This window comes from Salisediminibacterium halotolerans, assembly GCF_003814815.1.
Lineage (GTDB): Bacteria > Bacillota > Bacilli > Bacillales > Salisediminibacteriaceae > Salisediminibacterium > Salisediminibacterium halotolerans.
In genome coordinates this window covers 58,284-78,307 of sequence record NZ_RKQQ01000005.1, presented here as the reverse complement: position 1 = coordinate 78,307, position 20,024 = coordinate 58,284, and the positions used below count along the sequence as shown (strand labels likewise).

Sequence of the window (20,024 nt, the reverse complement as noted above, 5' to 3'; positions counted from 1 at the left end):
CGACGGTTCAAACCTTTAAAACAAATATCTGCCGATGATTCAAGCAAAACCCTTAATTAATCTGAATATTCAGATTATAATTAAGGTATAATAAAAAAGGGGTGGTAAGCATGGACCTTAAAGGAAAAAGTGCGGTTATCACAGGGGCTGGCGGCGGGATTGGGTTAGCGGTTGCTCGAGCTTTTCTGGCAGAAGGAGCAGACGTCGTGATTGTCGATTTAAATGAAGAAGCTGTTAAAAAAGGCGCTGAAAAGTTAAGTGAGCACGGCACATGTTTTGGAATTGCTGCTGACGTCGCGAATGAAGCTGATGTTAAAAACTATGTAACTTTTGCCGAAGAAAAACTCGGGAAAATCGATATTTTTGTAAATAACGCCGGTATTGAAGGCAAATACCAACTGATTACCGAAACAGATACAGCCAATTTTGATGCAGTCATTAACGTCAATGTTAAGGGCGTTTTATTAGGGCTGAAGCATGTCATTCCGGCAATGGCAAAGCACAAAAGCGGATCAATCATTAATACCGCTTCCGTCGGAGGAATGATCGGCTCGCCTGGCATGGCCTCGTATATTGCATCTAAACACGCGGTGATCGGTCTGACACGGACAGCGGCACTCGAAGCTGTTGATCACGGCATCCGCGTGAACGCTGTTTGTCCTGCACCGGTGAACACCCGGATGATGCGTTCGATTGAATCCGGTATCAACCCTGAAAACCCTGAAGGTGTTAAAGACGGCTTTGCTGCCGCTATTCCGATGAAAAGATACGCTGAAGCCGATGAAATTGCCCAGCTCATGTTATTTTTAGCATCCGATAAAGCTTCTTATATTACGGGCAGTCAATACACCGTCGACGGGGGAATGAATCCGAATTAAACGAGACGCAGCGGACACAATGATGTTTCCCTTTCTCATAACGACGTTCATCAGCCCGGATCCGTGCTCGGATCCGGGCTGAGTGTTGATAAAGTCATGACATCGATAGATGTCATATTAAAAGAAACGGATGACTGCGCATCGTCCGGCTTCTTTCACCTGAAGGTATCACTGCGACATCGGCTCAAAAAGACTTCGCCGTGTCTTACTAGTCCGCGGGCGAACGCCGGGATGCTGGGTCATCCTCTTTTTTAAAACGAGTTTATTGATAAAAAGAAAGCTACGCATCCACTCCTCCGACGCCTCCGGGAAAGCAAGGAGGCTGCTGAAAAAGTAAATGATCAATTGGCTGTCTGCATAATTATTCTTTTTTATAGATTGGGATGTATTATGAGACCGGAGCAAACTCGACGCCTGCGGGAAAAGCAACTGCCAATGTATTTGCGACGAGTAACCGCAGGAGCAGAAGACCCCACAAGAAGCGGTTTCGCTTCTGAGGAGGCTGAGGCGTTGCCCGCGGCAAGCGAGTTTGCGGAGGGCTCATAATATTCTGTATTCTATGCGACTCATAAATAAACACCAACTTCGATTATCCAGAACTTTTTCAGCGGCCTCGAAAGCAAGAGACGAAGATCCGGATTCGGCGGTCCGAGGCCGCCGAATACTAGCTGAGTCCTTGCCCGGGGCAAGCGGAGGTTAGTGGCTGCGTGGCTTACGTCAAAATAATAATTTGTCTACAATCTGCCCGGATCCGGGTTAAATGATTGAGCAATGTTCATAGTCACGTCCGTCCCGCATCCGCCGGCTTACGAACGTTTATGAATCGCTACCAATCCGTTCATTCGCGTACCGACGCGGTAGACGCCGTTATAATTCGCCAATTCTTCCATCACAGCTTCGAATTCTTCTTCTTTGACAATCCCTTCTCCCATAGAAAAAATCGATAAAGCTTTGCTTTTAATTGTGTCCACGTTTCTCACCGTCCTTTTTACACGTGCTGATCAATGTATGCTGTTTCAGTTATTACTTCTTCGCTCTTCGTTGTCAATTTCATCAGCTCTGCGCTGAACTGTTTTTAAACGGAGTGCAAAACCGGCCGCCGCACTTGTCAGCCCTATAGTGATCCCGATCCAGAACCCGATCGGACCGAGGGTTGTAAAGGAAGCGAGACTGTAGCCGACCGGCAGTCCTAAGAGCCAATACGACACAAACGCAATGTAAAACGGCAGCGTAACATCTTTGTATCCGCGCAGAACACCTTGCAATCCGGACTGGAGGGCATCGGAGAGCTGGTAAACAATCGCGACTAAAAACAACGTCATCGCAATCGCCACGACATCAGGATCATCTGTATACCAATAAGCGATCGTTTCGCGGAAAAAATAAAGGAACACCGCTCCGACCGCTAACACCCCGACGCCGCCGCTGATGCCGATGACACTGTAGCGCCGGGCATTATCGAAGCGTTTGCCGCCGACAGAAAAGCCGACAACGATCGTAATCGCCATCGAGATGCTCAACGGAATCATAAAGATTAACGACGTGAAATTGAGAACAATTTGATTCGCTGCAATCGTTTCGGTCGCAAACATCACGCCGATCAGCAAGGTTACGACCGAGAATATGCTCGCTTCAAAAAAGAGCGATAACCCCATCGGAATTCCCAACGCCAATTGTTCTTTCCAAGCTGTCAGCGACGGCTTCACCCAATTGCTAAACAGCTTGTAATGGCGGACGACTTGAAGCCGAAACGTCATCAGCGCCCCGAGCAAAAACATCGTCCAATACGTGATCGCGGTTGCATACCCCGCGCCGACTCCGCCCAATTCCGGCAGCCCGAAATTTCCGAAAATCAAACCGTAGTTCGCAGTAATATTAACGGGCAGCGCGAGTAACAAAATATACATTGTAATCCTCGTTAAACCTTGCCCGTCAAAAAAATTGCGCAAAACAAAAAACAAAAACAGCGGCAAAATTCCAAACGACAATCCGATTAAATATCGAAAGGCAATATCATATACAGCAGGAGCAAGCGACATCGATTGCAAAACGGTATTTAAACCCGCTGTACCGGTTAATAAAACCGCCGCTGTCAGCGCCGCGCCTAAGTATAAAGCTTGGGTAACAGACGCATGAACGTGATCGCTGCGCCCGCGGCCCATCAGCTGCGCGATAATCGTCGTCATCGCCAGTAAAATCCCATTGACGGCGGTAAATACCGGCATCCATAAACTCGAACCAATCGCAACACCGGCTAAATCGTCCGTTCCCGCCCGGCCGGACATCATCGTATCAACGAGATTCATTGCAAACAGACTTAGCTGTGTTGTCATAATCGGCCAGAGAATCGTTAAAAACAATTTCATTTTTTCTTTTGTCGTCTCAGCGTGGTACATAGCAAGCCGTCCTTCTTTATCAATTCATCCCTGCCTTATTGTACAGAAGATCTCCTCGTTTACAAAGCGAATCAGCCCGTGTCCAACCATCAGACCAATTTTTAGTAAAAACGTTTTAACGTTCGCTCATCAGGTAAATACAGGAAATAACCAGTTTTACAAGGAGGACAACGATGGAAAAACAACAACAAATGCCTTATGAAAAAGGGCTCGATCACAGCCTGAAACTGCTGCGCGAAGGATACAGTTTTATTATCAACCGTAAACAGGCGTTTGATTCAAATGTATTCGAAACGAAGCTTTTAGGAGAAAAAGTGATCTGTTTAACCGGAAGCGAGGCTGCCGAACTGTTTTACGATACAGAAAAATTTAAGCGCGAAGGAGCTGCGCCCGAACCGGTTAAAAAAGTCCTTTTTGGCGACGGCGGGGTGCAAGCGCTTGACGGTGAAGCTCACCGCCATCGTAAAGCGATGTTTATGGATGTTATGTCGCAAGAGCAATTAGCACGCGTAAGGGACTTAACAGAAAAGTATTGGGATGCTGCAGCCGCTGCTTGGGAAAACCGCGATGAAATCGTCCTATATGATGAGATCAACCGGATCTTTACGCAAACAGCTTGTGAGTGGACGGGCATTCCGCTCGGCGATGACGAAGTCGACACCCGCGCCGGCCAGCTGCAAGAACTGTTTGAATCTTCGGCAGAAGTGAGCATGAGCCATTTGAAAGCGCGCCGCGATCGATCCGAGCTGGAAGATTGGGTGAAACAATACATTCGTGACGTCCGCAACGAAACCCGTGATGTTCCGGAACACACGCCGCTTTACAAGTTTTCACATCATCTTGATCATAACAACGAAAAGCTTGATGAACAAACGGTCGCTGTAGAGTTATTAAACTTGATACGGCCGCTCGTGGCGATTTCTGTCTATGTTGTCTTTACAGCACTCGCACTTCACGAGTACCCGAACGAAAAGGAGAAGCTTCACACACGCGAAGAGAAACGGCTTGAATGGTTTATTCAAGAAGTAAGACGCTTTTATCCATTCTTCCCGTTCACGGCTGCGAGGGTGAATAAAAACTTTAGCTGGAACGGCTATGAATTTGAAGAAGAAACTTTAACCCTGCTTGATTTGTACGGAACGAATCACCACCCCGGAGATTGGAAGAACCCGGAAACGTTTGCGCCGGATCGCTTTGCCGACTGGGATGAAAGTCCGTTTAATTTCATTCCGCAAGGCGGCGGGGAATTCGACCTCGGACACCGCTGTGCCGGCGAATGGGTGACAATCGATTTAATGAAAGTCAGTCTTGATTACATCGCCCATAAGCTCAACTATACGCTTCCCGAACAAGATTTATCTTACAGTTTGGCTGAAATTCCCGCCCTCCCCGCGAGCGGCATACGCATGAAGAATGTTAAACGTAAAGACACCGTTCATTAATCGCGGCTCAAACTGTTTAAAAAAAGGAGTGTGCTGATATGCAGCCGAATTACCGCGAATTTTATGATGACTTGGAAGTCGTTGATGCTGTAACGAACCTTAAAGAAAAAGGCGTTTCGCCGAACAACATTTACATTTTAACCCATGATGAAGAACGGACAAAACGCGTGGCTGATAACGCAGACGCAAATGTGATCGGTTTAGATGAAGAAAACATCGGCACGGTTGCGAAAAATCTCGTGCGCAAAAAAGGCGATGAACTCCGTGCGAGGCTGATGGAAATCGGGTTTGAAGATCACACTGCCGATGAATTAGAAGACAAACTGGATCAAGGCAAAGTGCTCGTTATTTTAAAAGATGTGCCGGACGGAACCGGCATTTAGCCGCGCAAACAAAAGCCCCTTGCATCTGCAAGCGGGCTTTTGTTCTCTGATATCCGCCGTTTTCTCACGGCCAATAAACATACAGGCCGTAAAGCGAGGCCATTACAATGACATACTCGCTCATTCCGCCGGTGCGATAAAGCGGAATCGCAAATCGTTTCGTAATAAAGGGAGCAAACAAAGGCACTCCTGCTTTGGAAAACATGTCGCAAGCGACATGCATCGCATAACCGAACGTCAGGCCGATTAAAAAGCCGGACGAATAGACGGACGCGGCGGCAATAAGCGCAGCGACAGGCAATATGCTGTGGGTGACGCCCCGGTGGCCGAACAAAAACGAAACCGTGTGTGAGAGTACGGGAATCCGCCGGCCGATCCACGAGCGGGCGGCATCGATATCCGGCAGCAAAGCGCCGGCGGCCGTGCCCGTGATGATCCAAACGGACAAATCAGGCATCCAACCGTACGAAGCAGTCGCTGTTAACCCGGCTGCGGCTGTGACGACATGTGCTGTATAATTCATGATTTTCTCCTTTAGCGTCTGGCTGGTTACGATCGTATCTTACAAGATGACACCCCGGTATTCAAGCTGGATTTTTTGTTTCACAACCTGTTTATAAAGGGAATCGGAAGGTAAGACAGTATACAGAAAAGGAGCGGATCGCTTATGAACAAACAAGTTGTCGGGGTATATGATTCGGAGGAAAAAGTTATCGAAGCCGTGGAAGAACTGCAGTTAAAGGGGCATCGGCCGGAAGAAATCATTTTGGTCTCCGGCGACAGTGAAACCACCTCTTGGCTCCGTGACCATACGCTTGTTAAAACTGAGAAACTAGCTGATGAAGACGAAAAATCCGTACCGGACGAAGAGCCAGAAGAAGAACTTTCCTTTATCGAAAAAGTGAAAACCGCCTTTAAAGGGAAAACCGAGTTCAAAGGGGATACAACCGCCAACAGTATTAAAGATCCCTTTCAGTTTACCGATTACGGCATTCCGGAAAACCACGCCGAACAGTATCAAAAAGATGTTGCCGACGGAAAAATCGTCGTTCTCTCGCCCGTTGTAGCCAGTACTGCCGTTCCGGCCGATGCCGGTGAGATTGACCCGGACCGGCCGAGCCAAACAGGCGATCCGATGAGTGCGGAAGATCCGGTCGAATACAAAGAAGAAGCGCCGCAGTATTCGCAAGACACCGACGTCAAACCGGAAAACCGCGACCGTTAACCTGAAAAAGCCGCAGCTATTAGCGCGGCTTTTTTTGCATATCAGTCTATTAGCTGACGGCGATATTCCGGCTCGGTGAGACGTCCGCGCATAAACTTTTCAAATAAAATCTCATACTCAGCTTCTGCACGGACATCATCGCCTTCGTCTTCCCGGTCGGACATCCAAAACAAGTAACCGAGCCCGCCTAAAACAGCGACGGTGATAAAAATGGCATATATCATTGAACTCTCATCCTTTCAGTTTCTTAATCTTCTATATTCACAGTGTAAAGCGGACCTGTGCAGAAAATATCAAGAGACAATCGAAAAGATCCCCCTCGCTTATGCGAGAGGGATTCAGTGTCGTTTATCAGACCGTTTCTTCATCATCAAAATTATGAAATAATAACAGCGGCATCTTGAAAATGTAAGCCGTCGCAATAAAGACGCCTAAAGCCATGCCGATAATTGCGATAAAGCTGGCGATCGACATTCCGCCGACGCCGGCGATAACATTGGCAATATTACACCCCGGAGCCATCCGCGAGGCAACGCCCATTAACAAACCGCCGCCGATCGCATAAGGTAAACGCTTCGCCTTTGGAAAACGGATTTTGAAACTGCCGCTTAATAACGCGGAGATCATCGCTCCAACCAAAATAAAAATCACGAGCGCCTCTTCTGGACCAAGACCGACAGACGGATAACCGGCGAACATTTCGTTTAAATACATATTGTTGTATACCGCGTCCTCGCCGAAAATCGAGCCGAGAATCACACCGCCCATTCGAGTCTCCGGACCGGTTACGCTGATATTTGAAAACACGGCAAATTGAATCGTCGCTGTAATTCCCATTAAAAATGCACAAAACCGGACGTCCCAGTGCTGCTGTTTAAACGGATTGCCTTGCCAATCCGTCAGAGAATCCTTGACTCCTTGGAGGAATCCGCCGACACCAAAGCGCTTGATTGTAAGCAAAAGCATGATGGCGACGATAACGAGCGGCAAAATTAAAAACGGCGTATTCATCTCATACAGACTATATCCTCCGTCTGTCGCGAGCGGTTCAAAGAAATAGTCAATCGCCCATGGATCATAAATAAACGAAAATAATAGATTCCCTGCAATCATACACGCGAGGACAATCCAAAAGTGAACATAGCCCATCCCCGAGCGGTAAAGCGTACCGGACGCGCAGCTTCCGGCAATCGTCATGCCGATACCGAACAGCAGTCCGCCGATCAAGTTCGACAAACCAAACGGCACTGTCCAAAGCTCATCCAGCGATGCAAATCCGAACGTTAAGACAACCCCCCAGCCGATTAAGGCCGTTGCCATCAAAACGAGGACCCCTTTGCCGGTGCGGCTATCGCCGACACTGATAAAATCTCGCACGGATGCGACGAAACAAAAATCCGCTTTTTGCAGTAAAAATCCGTATGTTAAACCAAAAGCAGCTGCTAATATAAACATTTCAATCGTAAACATCGTCAACATCCCTCCTATGTAAAGAAAAAACCGCCGGCATCCGCTCGGCGGTCTCCCTTCATTCTCATCTGTCTACAGTTTTTTTAAATAAATTTTATATTCACTGCCGGAATTGACCGTCCCGAGATGTTCGGCATTTTTTCGCATTTTAACAGCGGCAGGAATCGTCTTCGTCGCGATCGAATGATCGGTCACTTCCATCACCGTTTCACCCGGTTTCGCTTTTTTTAAACCGTCTAAAGCCAAGTTCAGTGTATGCGGGCACACTTCGCCGATCCCGTCGACTATATGATCCGGTTCCAAAGCTTCCAATTCTTTTTCGCCTAAAGCCATGAGCCGCTCTCCTCCTTTAATATAACTCGCTGATTTTTTTCACAACGTGCTCTTCGCCGGTTTCAACCGGTCCGTCCCATTCAAGCATACCGCCTTCATAATTCGCGACTTTATCAACTCCGTTTTCCTGAAAAAACTTCGCGACCTCGTGGCTGCGGCGCCCGCTGCGGCAGACAAATACGTATTCTTCATCTTTGGCAAAGTCCCCCGCACGGTTGGCGATCTCGCTCATCGGAATGAGCGGAATCCCCGGGATATGCGCTTCCGTATATTCTTCCAATTCACGGACATCGATCAAAATCGGCGTTTTAACCGACTGATCAAAAAGTTCCTTCACCTCGCTGAAACTGAGCTGCTTAATACCTTCTACATAATGCGCCATGATTATTTGCCCCTTTCTTACTCGTTATCTTCCGATGGATTGTCGATCGGTACATCCGGGTCATTGCCCCATTCCGACCAAGATCCTTCATAAGCAACGATATTATCAAATCCAAGCAGACGCAAGGTAAAGTACGTATGGACGGCGCGCACGTTCGTCTGGCAATACACGATGATTTCTTCTTCATCGGCTGTAATACCTTCAGCAGCATAGAGCTCTTCCAGTTCATCCGGCGCTTTTAAATATTCAATCTCGCCGTCGTGCAAAGCTTCTGTCCAAGGAAGATTCACAGCAGTCGGAATGTGGCCGCCGCGATCGGTCCGAACATCCTCGCCGCTGAATTCTTTGTCTGAACGGACATCAAGCAAGACTGAGTTTTCATCGTCAATCGATTCTTCGGTATAGTCGAGGTCGACTGTCGTTTCTTCTCTCGCTTCCGCTTCGAATTCACCGGTCTCGACGTCCGCTTCGCCGGAATCAATGTCGCGCCCTTCGGCGTTCCATGCCTGGAAACCGCCGTTTAAAATTCGCACATCATCGTGGCCGTAGTATTCCAATCCATAAAACAGGCGTGCGGGACCGGTTCCGGTTCCGTCATCATAGGCGACAACCGTCGTATCATCGCTGATCCCGAGCTCCTCAATTTTTTCCGCATATTCATCCGCGTCGAGAATCATCCCGTCAACTCCGTGGTCCATATCGTTTAAATCTTGCCACGTTGTGTTAACTGCGCCGGGAATGTGACCGCCTTCGAAGCCTTCATCGCGCATATCAACAAATTGAACGTCGTCGTCATCGATATGTTCTTCTACCCAATCGGTATCGACAAGCAAATCCTCATTTGGATAATCTGACGGCTGTGCGGGGGCGGCGCTCTCATTGCTGTCGTCTTCTGTATCAGTATCCGCTTCATTTTCTTCGTTATTGCTAAGATTAACGTCCGCATTGCCGTTTTCGTCTGCGCCGGCTTCTGTGTCATCATCGTTGCCGCACGCGGTGAGAACCATCGCTCCGGCTATCAAGGTTAATGCGGTTCGGTTCATTCGTTTCATCGTGTGTGCCTCCTTCGTTGTTGGTATCCTCACAATACAATAATCCCGATAAGATTAAAAGGGTTTATTTTAAAATCATTTTATTGTATGCTGTAAATATCGATCGATCGCTGATATATCAGGTCATAAAGCACCTTCTTCCAGCGGTTTAATCCCGATTTAAAAAGTAGGAATTGAACGCTCAAATAGAAAGGTTTGATTATTGATGAAGAAAATCGTTTTCAGCACAGCGATAAGCGCTTTATTTTTCACCGCCGGCTGTGCAATGGAAGAAAGCAGCGGAGATGAAGACGGCAACAACCAAAACGAAAACGGTCAAACGGATGATAACGCTGCCGGCGACTTATCGTCCGTGCAATTTTACGTTCCGAGTGAAGATCATGATGAAATTTCGATCATTGATATTCCGAACAGTGACGTCGCGGGCACAATTGAGACAGGGGCCCGCCCGACAACCGTCACCTTTGCCAGCACGATGCGCGAAGCGTTTGTCGCAAACCAAGATGACAGCACCGTTGAAATCATCGATACGCAGGAGCTGGAAGCAACCGATGAAATCGAAGTCGGCCCGACTCCGCACGGCATGGCATTAGCCGCTGATAATAACACGCTTTTCGTCGCTACCGTCAATGATCAGTACGTCGATGTCGTTCATCTTGAAAACGGAGAAGTCGATGAACAAATCGATCTGGGGGCCGATGCATCCGCCAATTATCCGATCTTGGAAAACGGCGAACTTTACGTGACCGATCATGAAAACGACCAACTTCATATCGTTGATACCGAAACATTAGAAGTGACAGAAACTATCGAAACGGCTGAGGTTCCCCGTGTTGTCGCTGCGGCAAATGATTCCTTGTACGTCGCCGCAAGTGACGCCGGTCTGCTGCAGGAATTTGATCCCGACGACGGCGAACACGTGCGTGATATCGAGGTGACAGACGGAGCGACAGATATTGCCATTACTGAGGACGGGGAGCAAGCGGTCGTTTCCGGGATGGAAAGCGACACCCTCACTCTTGTCGATCTCGAATCAGGGGAGGTAACGGAGACGATTGAGGACTTGCCGGGCGCGAGGCATCTGTCCTTTAACCGTGAAGAATCTAGAGTTTATGTGACACTTGCAGACAGCGACGAAGTTGCCGTTATTGCGATGGACGGATTCACTGACGAAGAGCGGATCACCGTCGGCGACAACCCGCACGGTATTGAGATCAAAGCGTTGCCGGGAGCGGGAGGAAGCTGCTGATCGCTGCCAATAAACAAAACGCCTGCATCAAAAAACGATGCAGGCGTTTATTTTTACAGCAACAGCCAGCCGATCAGCGTACCGACACTGCCGCACAACAATGCAAACGGCATATTTCGCAGCGTAATCCGGTATGGATTTTGCTCTGTATTCATCGCAGTCATCGTCACGGTAACCCCGTAGGTGCCAACCGTTGCCGTCGCCAAGGCGCCCATAATCATAATTATTCCGATACTGACCGGATTGACGAGGTCATAAAGCGGACTCAGCACTTCGGCAAGAACCGCGATCGTTGCCACCGGGTGCACACCGATCATGCTCATCGCTAAATAAGTGAATTGAATGAGCAGCAATATGAGAATCGGTGTGTCCGCTGCCGCTAAAAACGGCCCCTGGATCATTTCCATAAACGGCGTCGCATTTAAACTCTCGGAAAACAGCGACAAGGAAATAAACAAGACGACAAAATTTTGCATTCCGTTCGTCCGCACTTTCCACGTATTCCAACCGAGAACACGAAACGAACGAAAGCGTCCCATCAAAAATGCCCAGGTGAAAGCAAACGGTAAGATCACGAGCGTGACTGATAAAATGAAATCAAGTCCAAACCCGTTTCCAAGTGTCACAACGCTGCCGAGAAAAACGGTCAGTGCTAAGAGCAGCTGTGCGATTTGCCAGACCATTTTCCCGGGTTGGATATTAGGAATGCGCCGGTTTTCATCCGGCACGTTCTCGAGCTGGCCGAATGTTTTTTTGTTCCAAAGCCAGTCGATCATTAAAAGGGTCACAGAAGCTAAAAACAGCCAAGGCAAAAATGTCAGATAGCTGACTCCTGTCGCATCAACCGTCATCGCGACCATCACTTCCATCGGACTCCATAAAAGCGCGAGCGTAAACGCGCGCAGCGTCACACGGCTGATAAATGAATCGCTCACCCGTTTTTTGACATTTTTCATGTTGCCTTTCAATACTTCTTGCGTGAGCGGAAGCGCAGACAAATTCATAAACATCACGAGCAGATAAGTCGTAAATGAACTGCGTACATAAAGTTTGCCGAAATCGGCGACGTTCACTTTCATTAAATCGTTGATCCGCCGGTCAAACCTGCCGGCGCGGACGACACTGTTCATCCAAGGTAAAACGGTTAAAAAAGCCAATAACGGCATCGTTGCCGTCATCTGCATCGGCAGCTGAACGGCCGGCAGCCCCGCATACAAAAATAACCCCGCCCCCGCAACAATGAATACGCCGCCCAAAATCCGAAACAACCGGCTCGCGCCTGCATAAGAAAAGATTAATACCGGAATCGCCGCTAAGCCGATCAACCACTCCAACCGTGTGCTCCCTAAAAACATATTCAAGACGTACAGGCCAAAAACCGACGGGTAAATTATATAAAAATATCGTTGCACAAAACGCATGATTAAGACTCCTTACTTACTTTATCAACACAAACACGATGCTTATTCTATCATGTTTTACGCAATTCCGTCGGCAACAGGCTTAAAAAAAACAGCTGCCGGTGGCTAAGCACCGCAGCTGTTTCGTACGTTTTCTTTATTTTTGTTCAGCGTCTTCGCGCTTATAAGAGCGATGAACCGCCTCACATACAGCTTCGTAAACGGCCCGGCCGATCGCATGGCCGGCAGCTGTTCCGGAACCGGCGTCTGTCATTTTTTCACCGGTTTGCGATGCACCGATCACAACGCTGTCCGTCGATGTTCCGGTTGCAGACGTTCCGGAAAAGCGGTCGGTGACCGCGCAATCGATCACCGCTTTTGTTTTTCCTTCGGCCGCCGACATCGCCGCACTTACAAGCGCACCGTCCGACAGCGAACGATTCAAAAACACCATCAAATTAATCGTTCCCGTCTGTCTGACCGGGCGGTCACGGCCTTCATACGTGATATCCACGGCATTTTCTGTTCCGGCTGTGACCATGACCATCACCTCTACGCCGCTGATTGTTTTCGTCTGAAAGACAGCGTCGGCGAGATCGACAGCTGTCACCATCCCCAGCGCGTTCTCTTGCGGTATCCCGCGATGAGCCAGCCATGTTTTCATATCTTCCGCCGGGTCGGCGGGATCGTAATGTTTCGGCACATGAAAATTGCAAAAATGCTCGAGCCATTGAATGCCTGCTCCGATCACACCGTCGGCAATCGTCCGAAGCGGCTTGTCAAACGTAATGTGAATCAACCCTTTTTCCGTATGCACCGCCGCACCGGCATGAAAATCGTCGGAACGGTTCGTTTTTTCTTCGCGGGGAGCCATTAACAGCTGCGGTTTTGCCACATCCGGATGGGCTTGAGCCTTCACTTTGACATCGTAGACGTCTTGAAGAAGAGGTTCTTTTTTCAGCATGGAAACATCGCCGACTTCAGCAATCCGGCCATCTTTCATTAATGCCGCACGGTCTGCATAAAGCGAAGCGACATTCAAATCATGCAAAATCGCGAAAACGGTTGTCCCTTGCTGTCTTTGCCATTTCTTCAGCAAATCAAGAATATGAAAGGCATGCTTAATATCAAGATGATTGGTCGGTTCATCGAGCAGAAAAATGCTCGGCTGTTGAGCGAGAGCTTTCGCCAACAAGACCCGCTGCTTTTCTCCGCCGCTGATCGTCTGAAACGGTTTATCACGGTATTGGGCTACCTCGGTCAACGCCATCACTTCTTCAATCACCCGTCGGTCTTCTTGCGATAAAGATTTCATGATTCCGGTTTGAAAGGCATACCGCCCGAGCGCGACGATTTCTTCGACCGTAAAATCAAATGATACGTGCGTCTCTTGGCTCAGCACAGCCACCTTGCGCGCTTTTTCCAGCTTTGATAACGAACTGAGCGCCTGCCCGTCGAGGAATATCTCCCCTTCGTCCGCTGACAGCGTACCGGTAATCAACTTAAACAAAGTGGTTTTGCCGCTCCCGTTCGGACCGAGAAGCGCAAAAAATTCGCCTTGGCGAATGGTTAAATTGACGGCGTCAATCACTGGGACACCGGGATAACCGCCGGTTACATTTTTCAACTCAATCAAAACGCTCTCCCCTTTCCGAACCGTTTACGGATTAACAGCAAAGCAAAGACCGGTGCGCCGATCAGCGCTGTTAAGACGCCGATCGGCAGCTCTTCCGGAGCAATAATCGTTCTTGCCGCCAAGTCTGCTAAGACGAGAAACCCCCCGCCGACAATAAAAGACAGCGGCAGCACGTGACGATGGTTCGGGCCGGTTAAAATCCTGACTAAATGCGGGATGACGAGCCCGACAAATCCGATCGTTCCGGATACCGCAACCGCCGCTCCGGTAAGCAGGGAAGCGCCGATTAAGATGAACACCTTCCCGCGTTTCACATTGACACCGATGTGTTCGGCTGCTTCTTCGCCAAGCGCCATCGCGTTCAACTCGCGGTAATGAACGAAAAGAATAACTGCCCCGACGACCATAAACGGTGCAAGCAGCTGCACATATCCCCATCCCCGCATGCCGACACTGCCGTACAGCCAATAAATAATTTGCGTCATCGCATCTTGATCGCCGAGCGAGATAATCAGAGAAATGATTGCACCGATAAATGAACTGATAATGATTCCGGCTAAAATCACTGTTTCAATCGCTAAACTGCGGCTCGTTAATTGAACAAGTCCAAAGACGATCAATAGCGTCGCGAACCCGGATGCAATCGCTGCCAACGGCAAGGTAAAAGCGCCGAGACCGGCAAGCGAAAGTTGAAAAAATATTACAATCACCGCGCCGAGCGAGGCGCCTGAGGATACTCCGATCGTATACGGATCGGCGAGCGGATTGCGCAAAAGCCCCTGAAATGCAGCTCCGGCAAGCGCAAGCGAAGCGCCGACACACATTGCAAGCATGACGCGCGGCAAGCGAATGTCCCAAATGATCCGCCCCTCGCTCTCCGATGCTGTTAAACCAAGGTCAAGACCGATCCCCCGCTCAAAGATGATTTGCACAATACTTGCAACCGGAACCGTTACCGAGCTGTAAAAAAGCGACAGCATAGAAGCCCCAGAAAGGAAAACAGCCGCTGCCGCATACATAAATACGAATCGTTTACTCAAAGACATCCGGATAAATCTTTTCGGCGAGTGCTTCCGCACCTTCAACTAAGCGCGGCCCCGGCCGGGAAACGACATCTTCGTCTACGCTGTAAATCCGTTCATTTTCAACAGCAGGAATGCTCTCCCACCCGTCGCGCGAGGTGACTTCTTCGACAGGATCTTCGACATAACTGCCGTACGTGGTGATGATGACATCCGGATCGAGCGAGACCATTTCTTCTTCAGTCAGATCAACCCAACCTTCATGCTCCTCGGCAGCATTTTGCGCATTAATCGTTTCGAGCATTTCATGCATAAACGTATGCTGTCCGACGGTAAAAATATCCGGCGACGGGGCGACTTCAACCCAAACCTTTACCATGTCTTCGTCACCGATTTCGTCATCCGCCTTTTCCGCCAGCTCATTCATACGCACTTGCATATCTTCAACGGTCTCAGCGGCTTCATCTTCCGCCCCTGTTGTTTCACCGATCGTTTCGATCGCGTCATAAGCTTCGTCAAATGACCCTGCTCCTTCAACGACAAGCGTTTCAATCCCTGCATCGTTAAACTCGTCGATCATATCGCCGTAGTTATCTTGATGATAGTTTTGAATAAACAGCACATCCGGCTCGAGCGAAAGGATCCGTTCCGCGTCGATTTCCTGCGCTCCGATCGTTTCAATTTCAGCTGCTTCTTGCGGATAATTACAAAACTCTGAAACGCCGACGAGTTTATCACCAACGCCCAGATCATAAAGAATCTCCGTGCTGCTCGGCAACAATGAGGCAATCGCTTCCGGATCTTCGTCGATTGTCACCTCTTCACCGGCTGAGTCCGTAACCGTTACCGGGAAACCCTCTGACTCGGCGTCAGCATTATCAGCGCTGCCGTTGCCTTCTGCCTCTTCTGCGTTGTTTGCCTCATCATTCGTTCCCGCTGCTTCATTTTCCTCATCGAGCTCATTCCCGCACGCTGACACTAACAGCAACGCGGAAACCGACAGTGCTGTCATTGTACAAGCTTTTCTGTTTCGTTTCTTCATCGGCTTATCCCCCCAAAAAGTCATCATTATTTCAACAAAAAAACGCTGTTCCAGAAAGGAAAAGCGTTGTATGCTGATGATCGGTCCCGCTTACGGAAACTTAAATACTGCCTGCTAAGCTTCCTTGCATAAGCGGTCCTGCGACCATTAAACATCCCTTTCCTCGAAGGTGTTTAAACGAGCTTACAGGCAGGTCTCCTGACTCGCGCCTTCGCAGCTGTTTTTATCCTTCCCGGGAAGAACCGCCCAGTGGATTGCAAAAAAAAGCCTCAGCGCTTACAGTGGCGGGACCGTGCCGGATTTCCACCGGCTTCCCTTTTCACCTCAAACCGATCGTTTGAGGAACCTGTTCGCATGTGTATGAAACGAAACATCGTTTTTTTGTTAATAGGTTCAGTATATCGGGGTTTCATGTGATTGTAAAATCTATTTTTCATTAACTCAAAAAAGACCCTGCGCTGAGCAGGGTCTCGTCTGTCTCGCTATCCCGCAGGAAAAAGCCGAGATGCTGGCTATCCTCTTTTTTGAAGCGCGCGTATTGATAAAAAGAATTCATGCATCCACTCCTCCGACGCCTCCGGGAAAGCAAGGAGGCTGCTGAAAAAGTAGAAGATCAATTGGATGGCTGCATATTTACTCTTCCTTATAAAGCGAGAAGTTTTATGAGACCGGAGCAAACTCGACGCCTGCGGGAAAAGCAACTGCCGAAGACCCCGCAAGAAGCGGGATCGCTTCTGAGGAGGCTGAGGCGTTGCCCGCGGCAAGCGAGTTTGCGGAGGGCTCATAATATTCTGTATTCTATGCGGCTCATGAATAAACACCGACTTCGATTATCCAGCACTTTTTCAGCAGCCTCGAAAGCAAGAGACGAAGATCCGGGTTCGGCGGACTCAGGCCGCCGAATACTAGCTGAGTCCTTGCCCGGGGCAAGCGGAGGGTAGTGGATTCATGGCTGACATAAAAATATAGTTTGTCTACAATCTAAGACCCTGCTCAGCGCAGAGTCTTTCAAAACTCATAAAACCGGAAGACATCTCTGTTCATATCCGCTTTGAAAAACCGGATGTTTGCACAGGCCCAGCCAGGTCGTTATCGGCTTGTTTTCTGACAGTTTAGATCATCGATAAAATCCAGCTGATCACTACGATCGCACCGATGACCATAAGAATGGTCCGTAACATGAAACGTCCTCTCCTTTATTTGAGCGTTAATTGCCCGTTCCCTTCTTAGATCGATGATAAACAAGGTTTTCAGTGCTGATCGCAGTACGTTGTTAGCGGTTAAACTGTTCGGAGAGTTTCGCCAGAAGACGGTTAATCTCGTTTTCCGTCGTATAACGCCCGAGGCTGAAGCGGATTGCTCCCATGCCGGCAAACGCCGAAACATTCATCGCTTCTAAAACGGGCGAAAGTTCAACGCTGCCGGTATGACAAGCTGACCCTGTAGAAGCTGCAACGCCGTGAAGTTTACGAAGCAAGTCAGCGCCTTGAACCCCTTCGAAATTAATATTCAGCGTATTCGGAAGCCGTTTTTCAACGTGACCGTTCAAGGACACAGGATGGTTAACGGTTTGAATGCCGTCCCAGAGCCGGTCACGCAGCGCTTTTATCCGCTCTTGATCGGGAAGATTTTTCTTCGCCGCATCACACGCTGCGCCAAACCCGGCAGCAAGCGGTGCACTTTCGGTTCCTGCCCGACGGCCCCGCTCATGACCGGCACCGTGAATAAGCGGTTCAATCTGCACGCCCTCGCGAATAATCAGTGCTCCGACACCTTTCGGGGCATAGAGCTTATGACCGGCAGCGGACAAAAAATCAACATTCAACTCATTCATGTTTACAGGAACCTTGCCGGCCGACTGCGCGGCATCAGAGTGAAACAACGCTCCGTGTCTCTTGGCAATTGCACCGATATCTTCAACCGGCTGGAGCGTTCCCGTTTCATTATTGGCATGCATGATCGTAATCAATATCGTATTTTCCTCTATCGCCGCTGCGACATCTTCAGGAGCAACCATGCCGAATTGATCAACCGGCAGATAGGTAACCTTGGCGCCGCGCGATTGCAAATAACGGCACGACTCAATCACAGCCGGATGTTCGACCGAGGAGGTGATAATGTGACAACCTTGGTAACCGTAAGTTTCAAAGACGCCTTTAATTACGTGGTTATTCGCCTCGCTGCCGCCGCTTGTAAAGACAACTTCATCGGCTTTACAGGCAAACAGACCGGCTGCTTGCGCTCTGGCTTTTTCGACGGCTGCTTTTGCACCGCTGCCTGTCTCGTGTGCTGCTGATGGATTGCCGAAATAATGTTCAAACAATGGAAGCATCGCTTGTTTCACTTCCGGCGCCACCGGCGTGCTAGCATTGTAGTCAAGATAGATTTCCGTCATTTTCAACCTCCTGAAAAGATAAACTAGCCCATTCGTTTCTTCTCGAAAACTCATCGTAACACAAAAAATCAGCAAATAACGAAATCGCTCGAAATGTGTTTGAAATGAGAAAAAATGTGGAATCAAGGCGGTAAAGATTAGCGTGTATTACCTTTGTAAAATATATGGATAGACAAGAAAGGATGACCATTGATGAAGTTTCGGTTTACAGAGCAAGCCGATTTTACTATTTTAGCGCTTTACGGCCCCGAAACAGCCGAAGTCGGCAAATCCGTCTATGATTCGCGAGCCGCTGAAAAAAAAGCGGTATTTTTTTGCTTAAAAGGGGTAAACAGCGACGGCCACAAGTTTATCGGCCAAGCGATTGCAAACGGGGCAAAGGTGATTATCGGCACCGACGAATCGCTTCTGCTCGATTGGTACCGTCACTCTCCAAGCTGTACATTCATCGTAACTGACGATGCCCGAAAAGCGATGTCACACTTTTCCGCCCAGCTTTACGGCCACTGCTACCGCAGTATGAAAACGGCCGCGATTACTGGAACGAACGGGAAAACAACCGTGACAGCCTTTATGCACTATTTATTAAACCGCTCCGGGATCAAAACAGGCGCGGTCGGAACAGAAAAAGTCTGGGATGATCAAGATACACGCTCGTTTCCGCACACGACACATACGACGCCAGAAGCGCCGGATCTTCATCACATTTTTCATACGTTTGCCGACGAAGACATCGATGCGGTTGCGCTTGAGGTCACGTCCATTGCCATTGATCAAAAGCGCGTCGACGGACTGCTTTTTAATGTCGGCGTGCACACTAATTTAACACCTGAACACTTGGATTTTCACGCTACGTTTGAGCAATACAAACAATCGAAGATGCAGCTGTTTCAGCAAGTCGAAAAAGCTGTCGTCAACCTTGATGATGACGGCATGGGCAAAGACCTTGCGCTCGAATTTACCGGAGAAATGTTAACGTACAGCTTAAAAGAGGATGCCGATGTGACCGCGCGAATCGTTAGCGTCAGCGAAAACGGGACAGAAGTCGATATTAAAGCCTGTAACGAACACAGCCGGATTTGTCTGCCGATCTATGGCGCACACAACCTGGAAAACTTTTTGGCAGCTTTTTCAGCCTGCCTGCTGCTCGGTGTTCCTTACGAACAGTTAACCCAGCATGCGCCGGGAATCAACATGCCGAACGGCCGGCTGAATGTCATCGAAACCGGAACGGATTTTAAGGTCATTTCTGATTTTGCCCATACTCCGGATGCGCTTGTAAGCGCCATTGAAGCTGCCAAAAGTATGCAACCGCGCCGGTTAATAATGTTAATCGCCGGCAACGGAACGAGAGACCCTGTACAGCTTCCGCTCCTGGCAACATACAGTGAAGGTAAAGCCGATCACATTGTCGCTACGGCGGAGCATCCGGATAAAAAAGACCGGCAAGCGATCTTAACTGATGTGCTCGCCGGCTTCACCGCCCCCGAACAAGATAATATCAGCACCGCGCTGCATCGCGACGAAGCGATCAAGCAAGCACTGGCGCTGGCAGAAGCAGGGGATATTGTTTTATTAACAGGACTCGGTCCGCTTGATCATCAAATTATTCACGGTCAAGAAGTCCCTTACTCAGAGCTCGATGTGATCCATCACTGTTTGACTGAGCTGCAAACATCAGATCAAAAAGCATCGCACAAATGAAGCGGAGGATACCGT

20 protein-coding genes and 1 riboswitch are annotated in these 20,024 nt (G+C 49.0%); of the genes, 7 read left to right on the top strand and 13 right to left on the bottom strand.

The genetic code is table 11. The annotated features are described in order from the left end of the window. The first annotated feature begins 110 nt into the window (after positions 1-110). Both EDD67_RS09975 and EDD67_RS13955 read left to right on the top strand, forming a co-directional pair. Complete coding sequence (locus EDD67_RS09975) at positions 111-878, top strand: SDR family NAD(P)-dependent oxidoreductase (RefSeq protein WP_093075387.1); 768 nt, start codon at positions 111-113, stop codon at positions 876-878. A 96-nt stretch (positions 879-974) separates the two neighbouring features. Continuing rightward, on the top strand, positions 975-1,133 hold the full coding sequence (locus EDD67_RS13955) for a hypothetical protein (protein ID WP_154718756.1): 159 nt from the start codon (positions 975-977) through the stop codon (positions 1,131-1,133). Positions 1,134-1,684: 551 nt separating this feature from the next. Here EDD67_RS13955 and EDD67_RS13950 read toward each other — a convergent pair. Both EDD67_RS13950 and EDD67_RS09970 read right to left on the bottom strand, forming a co-directional pair. Further along, complete coding sequence (locus EDD67_RS13950) at positions 1,685-1,849, bottom strand: hypothetical protein (protein ID WP_154718755.1); 165 nt, start codon at positions 1,847-1,849, stop codon at positions 1,685-1,687. Positions 1,850-1,894: 45 nt separating this feature from the next. After that, positions 1,895-3,274 carry an MATE family efflux transporter gene (locus tag EDD67_RS09970; protein ID WP_121439901.1) on the bottom strand — a complete coding sequence of 460 codons (1,380 nt, stop codon included), beginning with the start codon at positions 3,272-3,274 and terminating at the stop codon, positions 1,895-1,897. 173 nt (positions 3,275-3,447) lie between these two features. Between EDD67_RS09970 and cypC the strand changes: the two genes are divergently transcribed. Together cypC and EDD67_RS09960 are read left to right on the top strand one after the other, a co-directional pair. Continuing rightward, the gene (cypC, locus tag EDD67_RS09965) at positions 3,448-4,716 is read left to right on the top strand and encodes a CYP152 family fatty-acid peroxygenase CypC (RefSeq protein WP_121439900.1); all 1,269 of its coding nucleotides are present in this window, start codon (positions 3,448-3,450) and stop codon (positions 4,714-4,716) included. 38 nt (positions 4,717-4,754) lie between these two features. Further along, the gene (locus EDD67_RS09960; RefSeq protein ID WP_121439899.1) at positions 4,755-5,099 is read left to right on the top strand and encodes a YflT domain-containing protein; all 345 of its coding nucleotides are present in this window, start codon (positions 4,755-4,757) and stop codon (positions 5,097-5,099) included. 64 nt (positions 5,100-5,163) lie between these two features. On the opposite strand, the gene EDD67_RS09955 is transcribed toward EDD67_RS09960, so the two are convergent. Then, positions 5,164-5,622, bottom strand: coding sequence for a metal-dependent hydrolase (locus tag EDD67_RS09955; protein ID WP_121439898.1), 459 nt, complete (start codon positions 5,620-5,622; stop codon positions 5,164-5,166). Between the two features lie 144 nt (positions 5,623-5,766). Here EDD67_RS09955 and EDD67_RS09950 point away from each other — a divergent pair, with 144 nt between their 5' ends. Then, positions 5,767-6,324: a YflT domain-containing protein gene (locus tag EDD67_RS09950; RefSeq protein WP_121439897.1), complete on the top strand. Its 558-nt coding sequence runs from the start codon at positions 5,767-5,769 to the stop codon at positions 6,322-6,324. Between the two features lie 41 nt (positions 6,325-6,365). Here EDD67_RS09950 and EDD67_RS09945 read toward each other — a convergent pair whose 3' ends face one another. From EDD67_RS09945 to EDD67_RS09925, 5 genes are all read right to left on the bottom strand, one after another. Further along, positions 6,366-6,548, bottom strand: coding sequence for a hypothetical protein (locus EDD67_RS09945; protein ID WP_121439896.1), 183 nt, complete (start codon positions 6,546-6,548; stop codon positions 6,366-6,368). A 127-nt stretch (positions 6,549-6,675) separates the two neighbouring features. After that, positions 6,676-7,794, bottom strand: a complete 1,119-nt coding sequence (locus tag EDD67_RS09940) for a YeeE/YedE family protein (protein WP_158638215.1) — start codon at positions 7,792-7,794, stop codon at positions 6,676-6,678. 72 nt (positions 7,795-7,866) lie between these two features. Further along, positions 7,867-8,127, bottom strand: coding sequence for a sulfurtransferase TusA family protein (locus EDD67_RS09935; protein ID WP_121439894.1), 261 nt, complete (start codon positions 8,125-8,127; stop codon positions 7,867-7,869). A gap of 16 nt (positions 8,128-8,143) precedes the next feature. Beyond that, the gene (locus EDD67_RS09930; RefSeq protein WP_121439893.1) at positions 8,144-8,509 is read right to left on the bottom strand and encodes a rhodanese-like domain-containing protein; all 366 of its coding nucleotides are present in this window, start codon (positions 8,507-8,509) and stop codon (positions 8,144-8,146) included. 17 nt (positions 8,510-8,526) lie between these two features. Continuing rightward, positions 8,527-9,561 (bottom strand): sulfurtransferase, encoded by a 1,035-nt coding sequence (locus tag EDD67_RS09925; RefSeq protein ID WP_121439892.1) that lies wholly within the window; start codon positions 9,559-9,561, stop codon positions 8,527-8,529. A gap of 205 nt (positions 9,562-9,766) precedes the next feature. Between EDD67_RS09925 and EDD67_RS09920 the strand changes: the two genes are divergently transcribed. Beyond that, the gene (locus tag EDD67_RS09920; RefSeq protein WP_121439891.1) at positions 9,767-10,810 is read left to right on the top strand and encodes a YVTN family beta-propeller repeat protein; all 1,044 of its coding nucleotides are present in this window, start codon (positions 9,767-9,769) and stop codon (positions 10,808-10,810) included. A 53-nt stretch (positions 10,811-10,863) separates the two neighbouring features. Here the strand turns inward: EDD67_RS09920 and EDD67_RS09915 are convergent, their stop codons facing one another. From EDD67_RS09915 to EDD67_RS09895, 5 genes are all read right to left on the bottom strand, one after another. Further along, the gene (locus tag EDD67_RS09915) at positions 10,864-12,231 is read right to left on the bottom strand and encodes a hypothetical protein (RefSeq protein WP_121439890.1); all 1,368 of its coding nucleotides are present in this window, start codon (positions 12,229-12,231) and stop codon (positions 10,864-10,866) included. A gap of 136 nt (positions 12,232-12,367) precedes the next feature. Further along, a complete protein-coding gene (locus EDD67_RS09910) occupies positions 12,368-13,846 on the bottom strand; it encodes an adenosylcobinamide amidohydrolase (RefSeq protein ID WP_121439889.1) in 1,479 nt (492 codons plus the stop codon). Then, positions 13,843-14,892: a FecCD family ABC transporter permease gene (locus tag EDD67_RS09905; RefSeq protein WP_121439888.1), complete on the bottom strand. Its 1,050-nt coding sequence runs from the start codon at positions 14,890-14,892 to the stop codon at positions 13,843-13,845. Before EDD67_RS09905 ends, EDD67_RS09910 begins: the two co-directional genes overlap by 4 nt. Then, positions 14,879-15,910 (bottom strand): ABC transporter substrate-binding protein, encoded by a 1,032-nt coding sequence (locus EDD67_RS09900; protein WP_244922842.1) that lies wholly within the window; start codon positions 15,908-15,910, stop codon positions 14,879-14,881. Before EDD67_RS09900 ends, EDD67_RS09905 begins: the two co-directional genes overlap by 14 nt. A 171-nt stretch (positions 15,911-16,081) precedes the next feature. Next, a riboswitch (cobalamin riboswitch) is annotated at positions 16,082-16,275 on the bottom strand. A 908-nt stretch (positions 16,276-17,183) separates the two neighbouring features. Continuing rightward, on the bottom strand, positions 17,184-18,305 hold the full coding sequence (locus tag EDD67_RS09895) for a cysteine desulfurase family protein (RefSeq protein ID WP_121439887.1): 1,122 nt from the start codon (positions 18,303-18,305) through the stop codon (positions 17,184-17,186). A gap of 192 nt (positions 18,306-18,497) precedes the next feature. On the opposite strand from EDD67_RS09895, the gene EDD67_RS09890 reads away from it, so the two are divergent. Next, complete coding sequence (locus EDD67_RS09890) at positions 18,498-20,009, top strand: UDP-N-acetylmuramoyl-L-alanyl-D-glutamate--2,6-diaminopimelate ligase (protein ID WP_121439886.1); 1,512 nt, start codon at positions 18,498-18,500, stop codon at positions 20,007-20,009. The last annotated feature ends 15 nt before the right edge of the window (positions 20,010-20,024 follow it).

Coding starts and splice junctions, on each gene's coding strand:
- EDD67_RS09975 (WP_093075387.1), top strand. CDS start 111: ATGGACCTTAAAGGAAAAAGTGCGGTTATCACAGGGGCTGGCGGCGGG.
- EDD67_RS09920 (WP_121439891.1), top strand. CDS start 9,767: ATGAAGAAAATCGTTTTCAGCACAGCGATAAGCGCTTTATTTTTCACC.
- EDD67_RS09900 (WP_244922842.1), bottom strand. CDS start 15,910: ATGAAGAAACGAAACAGAAAAGCTTGTACAATGACAGCACTGTCGGTT.
- EDD67_RS09905 (WP_121439888.1), bottom strand. CDS start 14,892: ATGTCTTTGAGTAAACGATTCGTATTTATGTATGCGGCAGCGGCTGTT.
- EDD67_RS09890 (WP_121439886.1), top strand. CDS start 18,498: ATGAAGTTTCGGTTTACAGAGCAAGCCGATTTTACTATTTTAGCGCTT.
- EDD67_RS09940 (WP_158638215.1), bottom strand. CDS start 7,794: ATGTTTACGATTGAAATGTTTATATTAGCAGCTGCTTTTGGTTTAACA.
- EDD67_RS09935 (WP_121439894.1), bottom strand. CDS start 8,127: ATGGCTTTAGGCGAAAAAGAATTGGAAGCTTTGGAACCGGATCATATA.
- EDD67_RS09925 (WP_121439892.1), bottom strand. CDS start 9,561: ATGAAACGAATGAACCGAACCGCATTAACCTTGATAGCCGGAGCGATG.
- EDD67_RS09950 (WP_121439897.1), top strand. CDS start 5,767: ATGAACAAACAAGTTGTCGGGGTATATGATTCGGAGGAAAAAGTTATC.
- EDD67_RS09930 (WP_121439893.1), bottom strand. CDS start 8,509: ATGGCGCATTATGTAGAAGGTATTAAGCAGCTCAGTTTCAGCGAGGTG.
- EDD67_RS09970 (WP_121439901.1), bottom strand. CDS start 3,274: ATGTACCACGCTGAGACGACAAAAGAAAAAATGAAATTGTTTTTAACG.
- EDD67_RS09915 (WP_121439890.1), bottom strand. CDS start 12,231: ATGCGTTTTGTGCAACGATATTTTTATATAATTTACCCGTCGGTTTTT.
- EDD67_RS09945 (WP_121439896.1), bottom strand. CDS start 6,548: ATGATATATGCCATTTTTATCACCGTCGCTGTTTTAGGCGGGCTCGGT.
- EDD67_RS09955 (WP_121439898.1), bottom strand. CDS start 5,622: ATGAATTATACAGCACATGTCGTCACAGCCGCAGCCGGGTTAACAGCG.
- EDD67_RS09960 (WP_121439899.1), top strand. CDS start 4,755: ATGCAGCCGAATTACCGCGAATTTTATGATGACTTGGAAGTCGTTGAT.
- EDD67_RS13955 (WP_154718756.1), top strand. CDS start 975: ATGACATCGATAGATGTCATATTAAAAGAAACGGATGACTGCGCATCG.
- EDD67_RS09895 (WP_121439887.1), bottom strand. CDS start 18,305: ATGACGGAAATCTATCTTGACTACAATGCTAGCACGCCGGTGGCGCCG.
- cypC (WP_121439900.1), top strand. CDS start 3,448: ATGGAAAAACAACAACAAATGCCTTATGAAAAAGGGCTCGATCACAGC.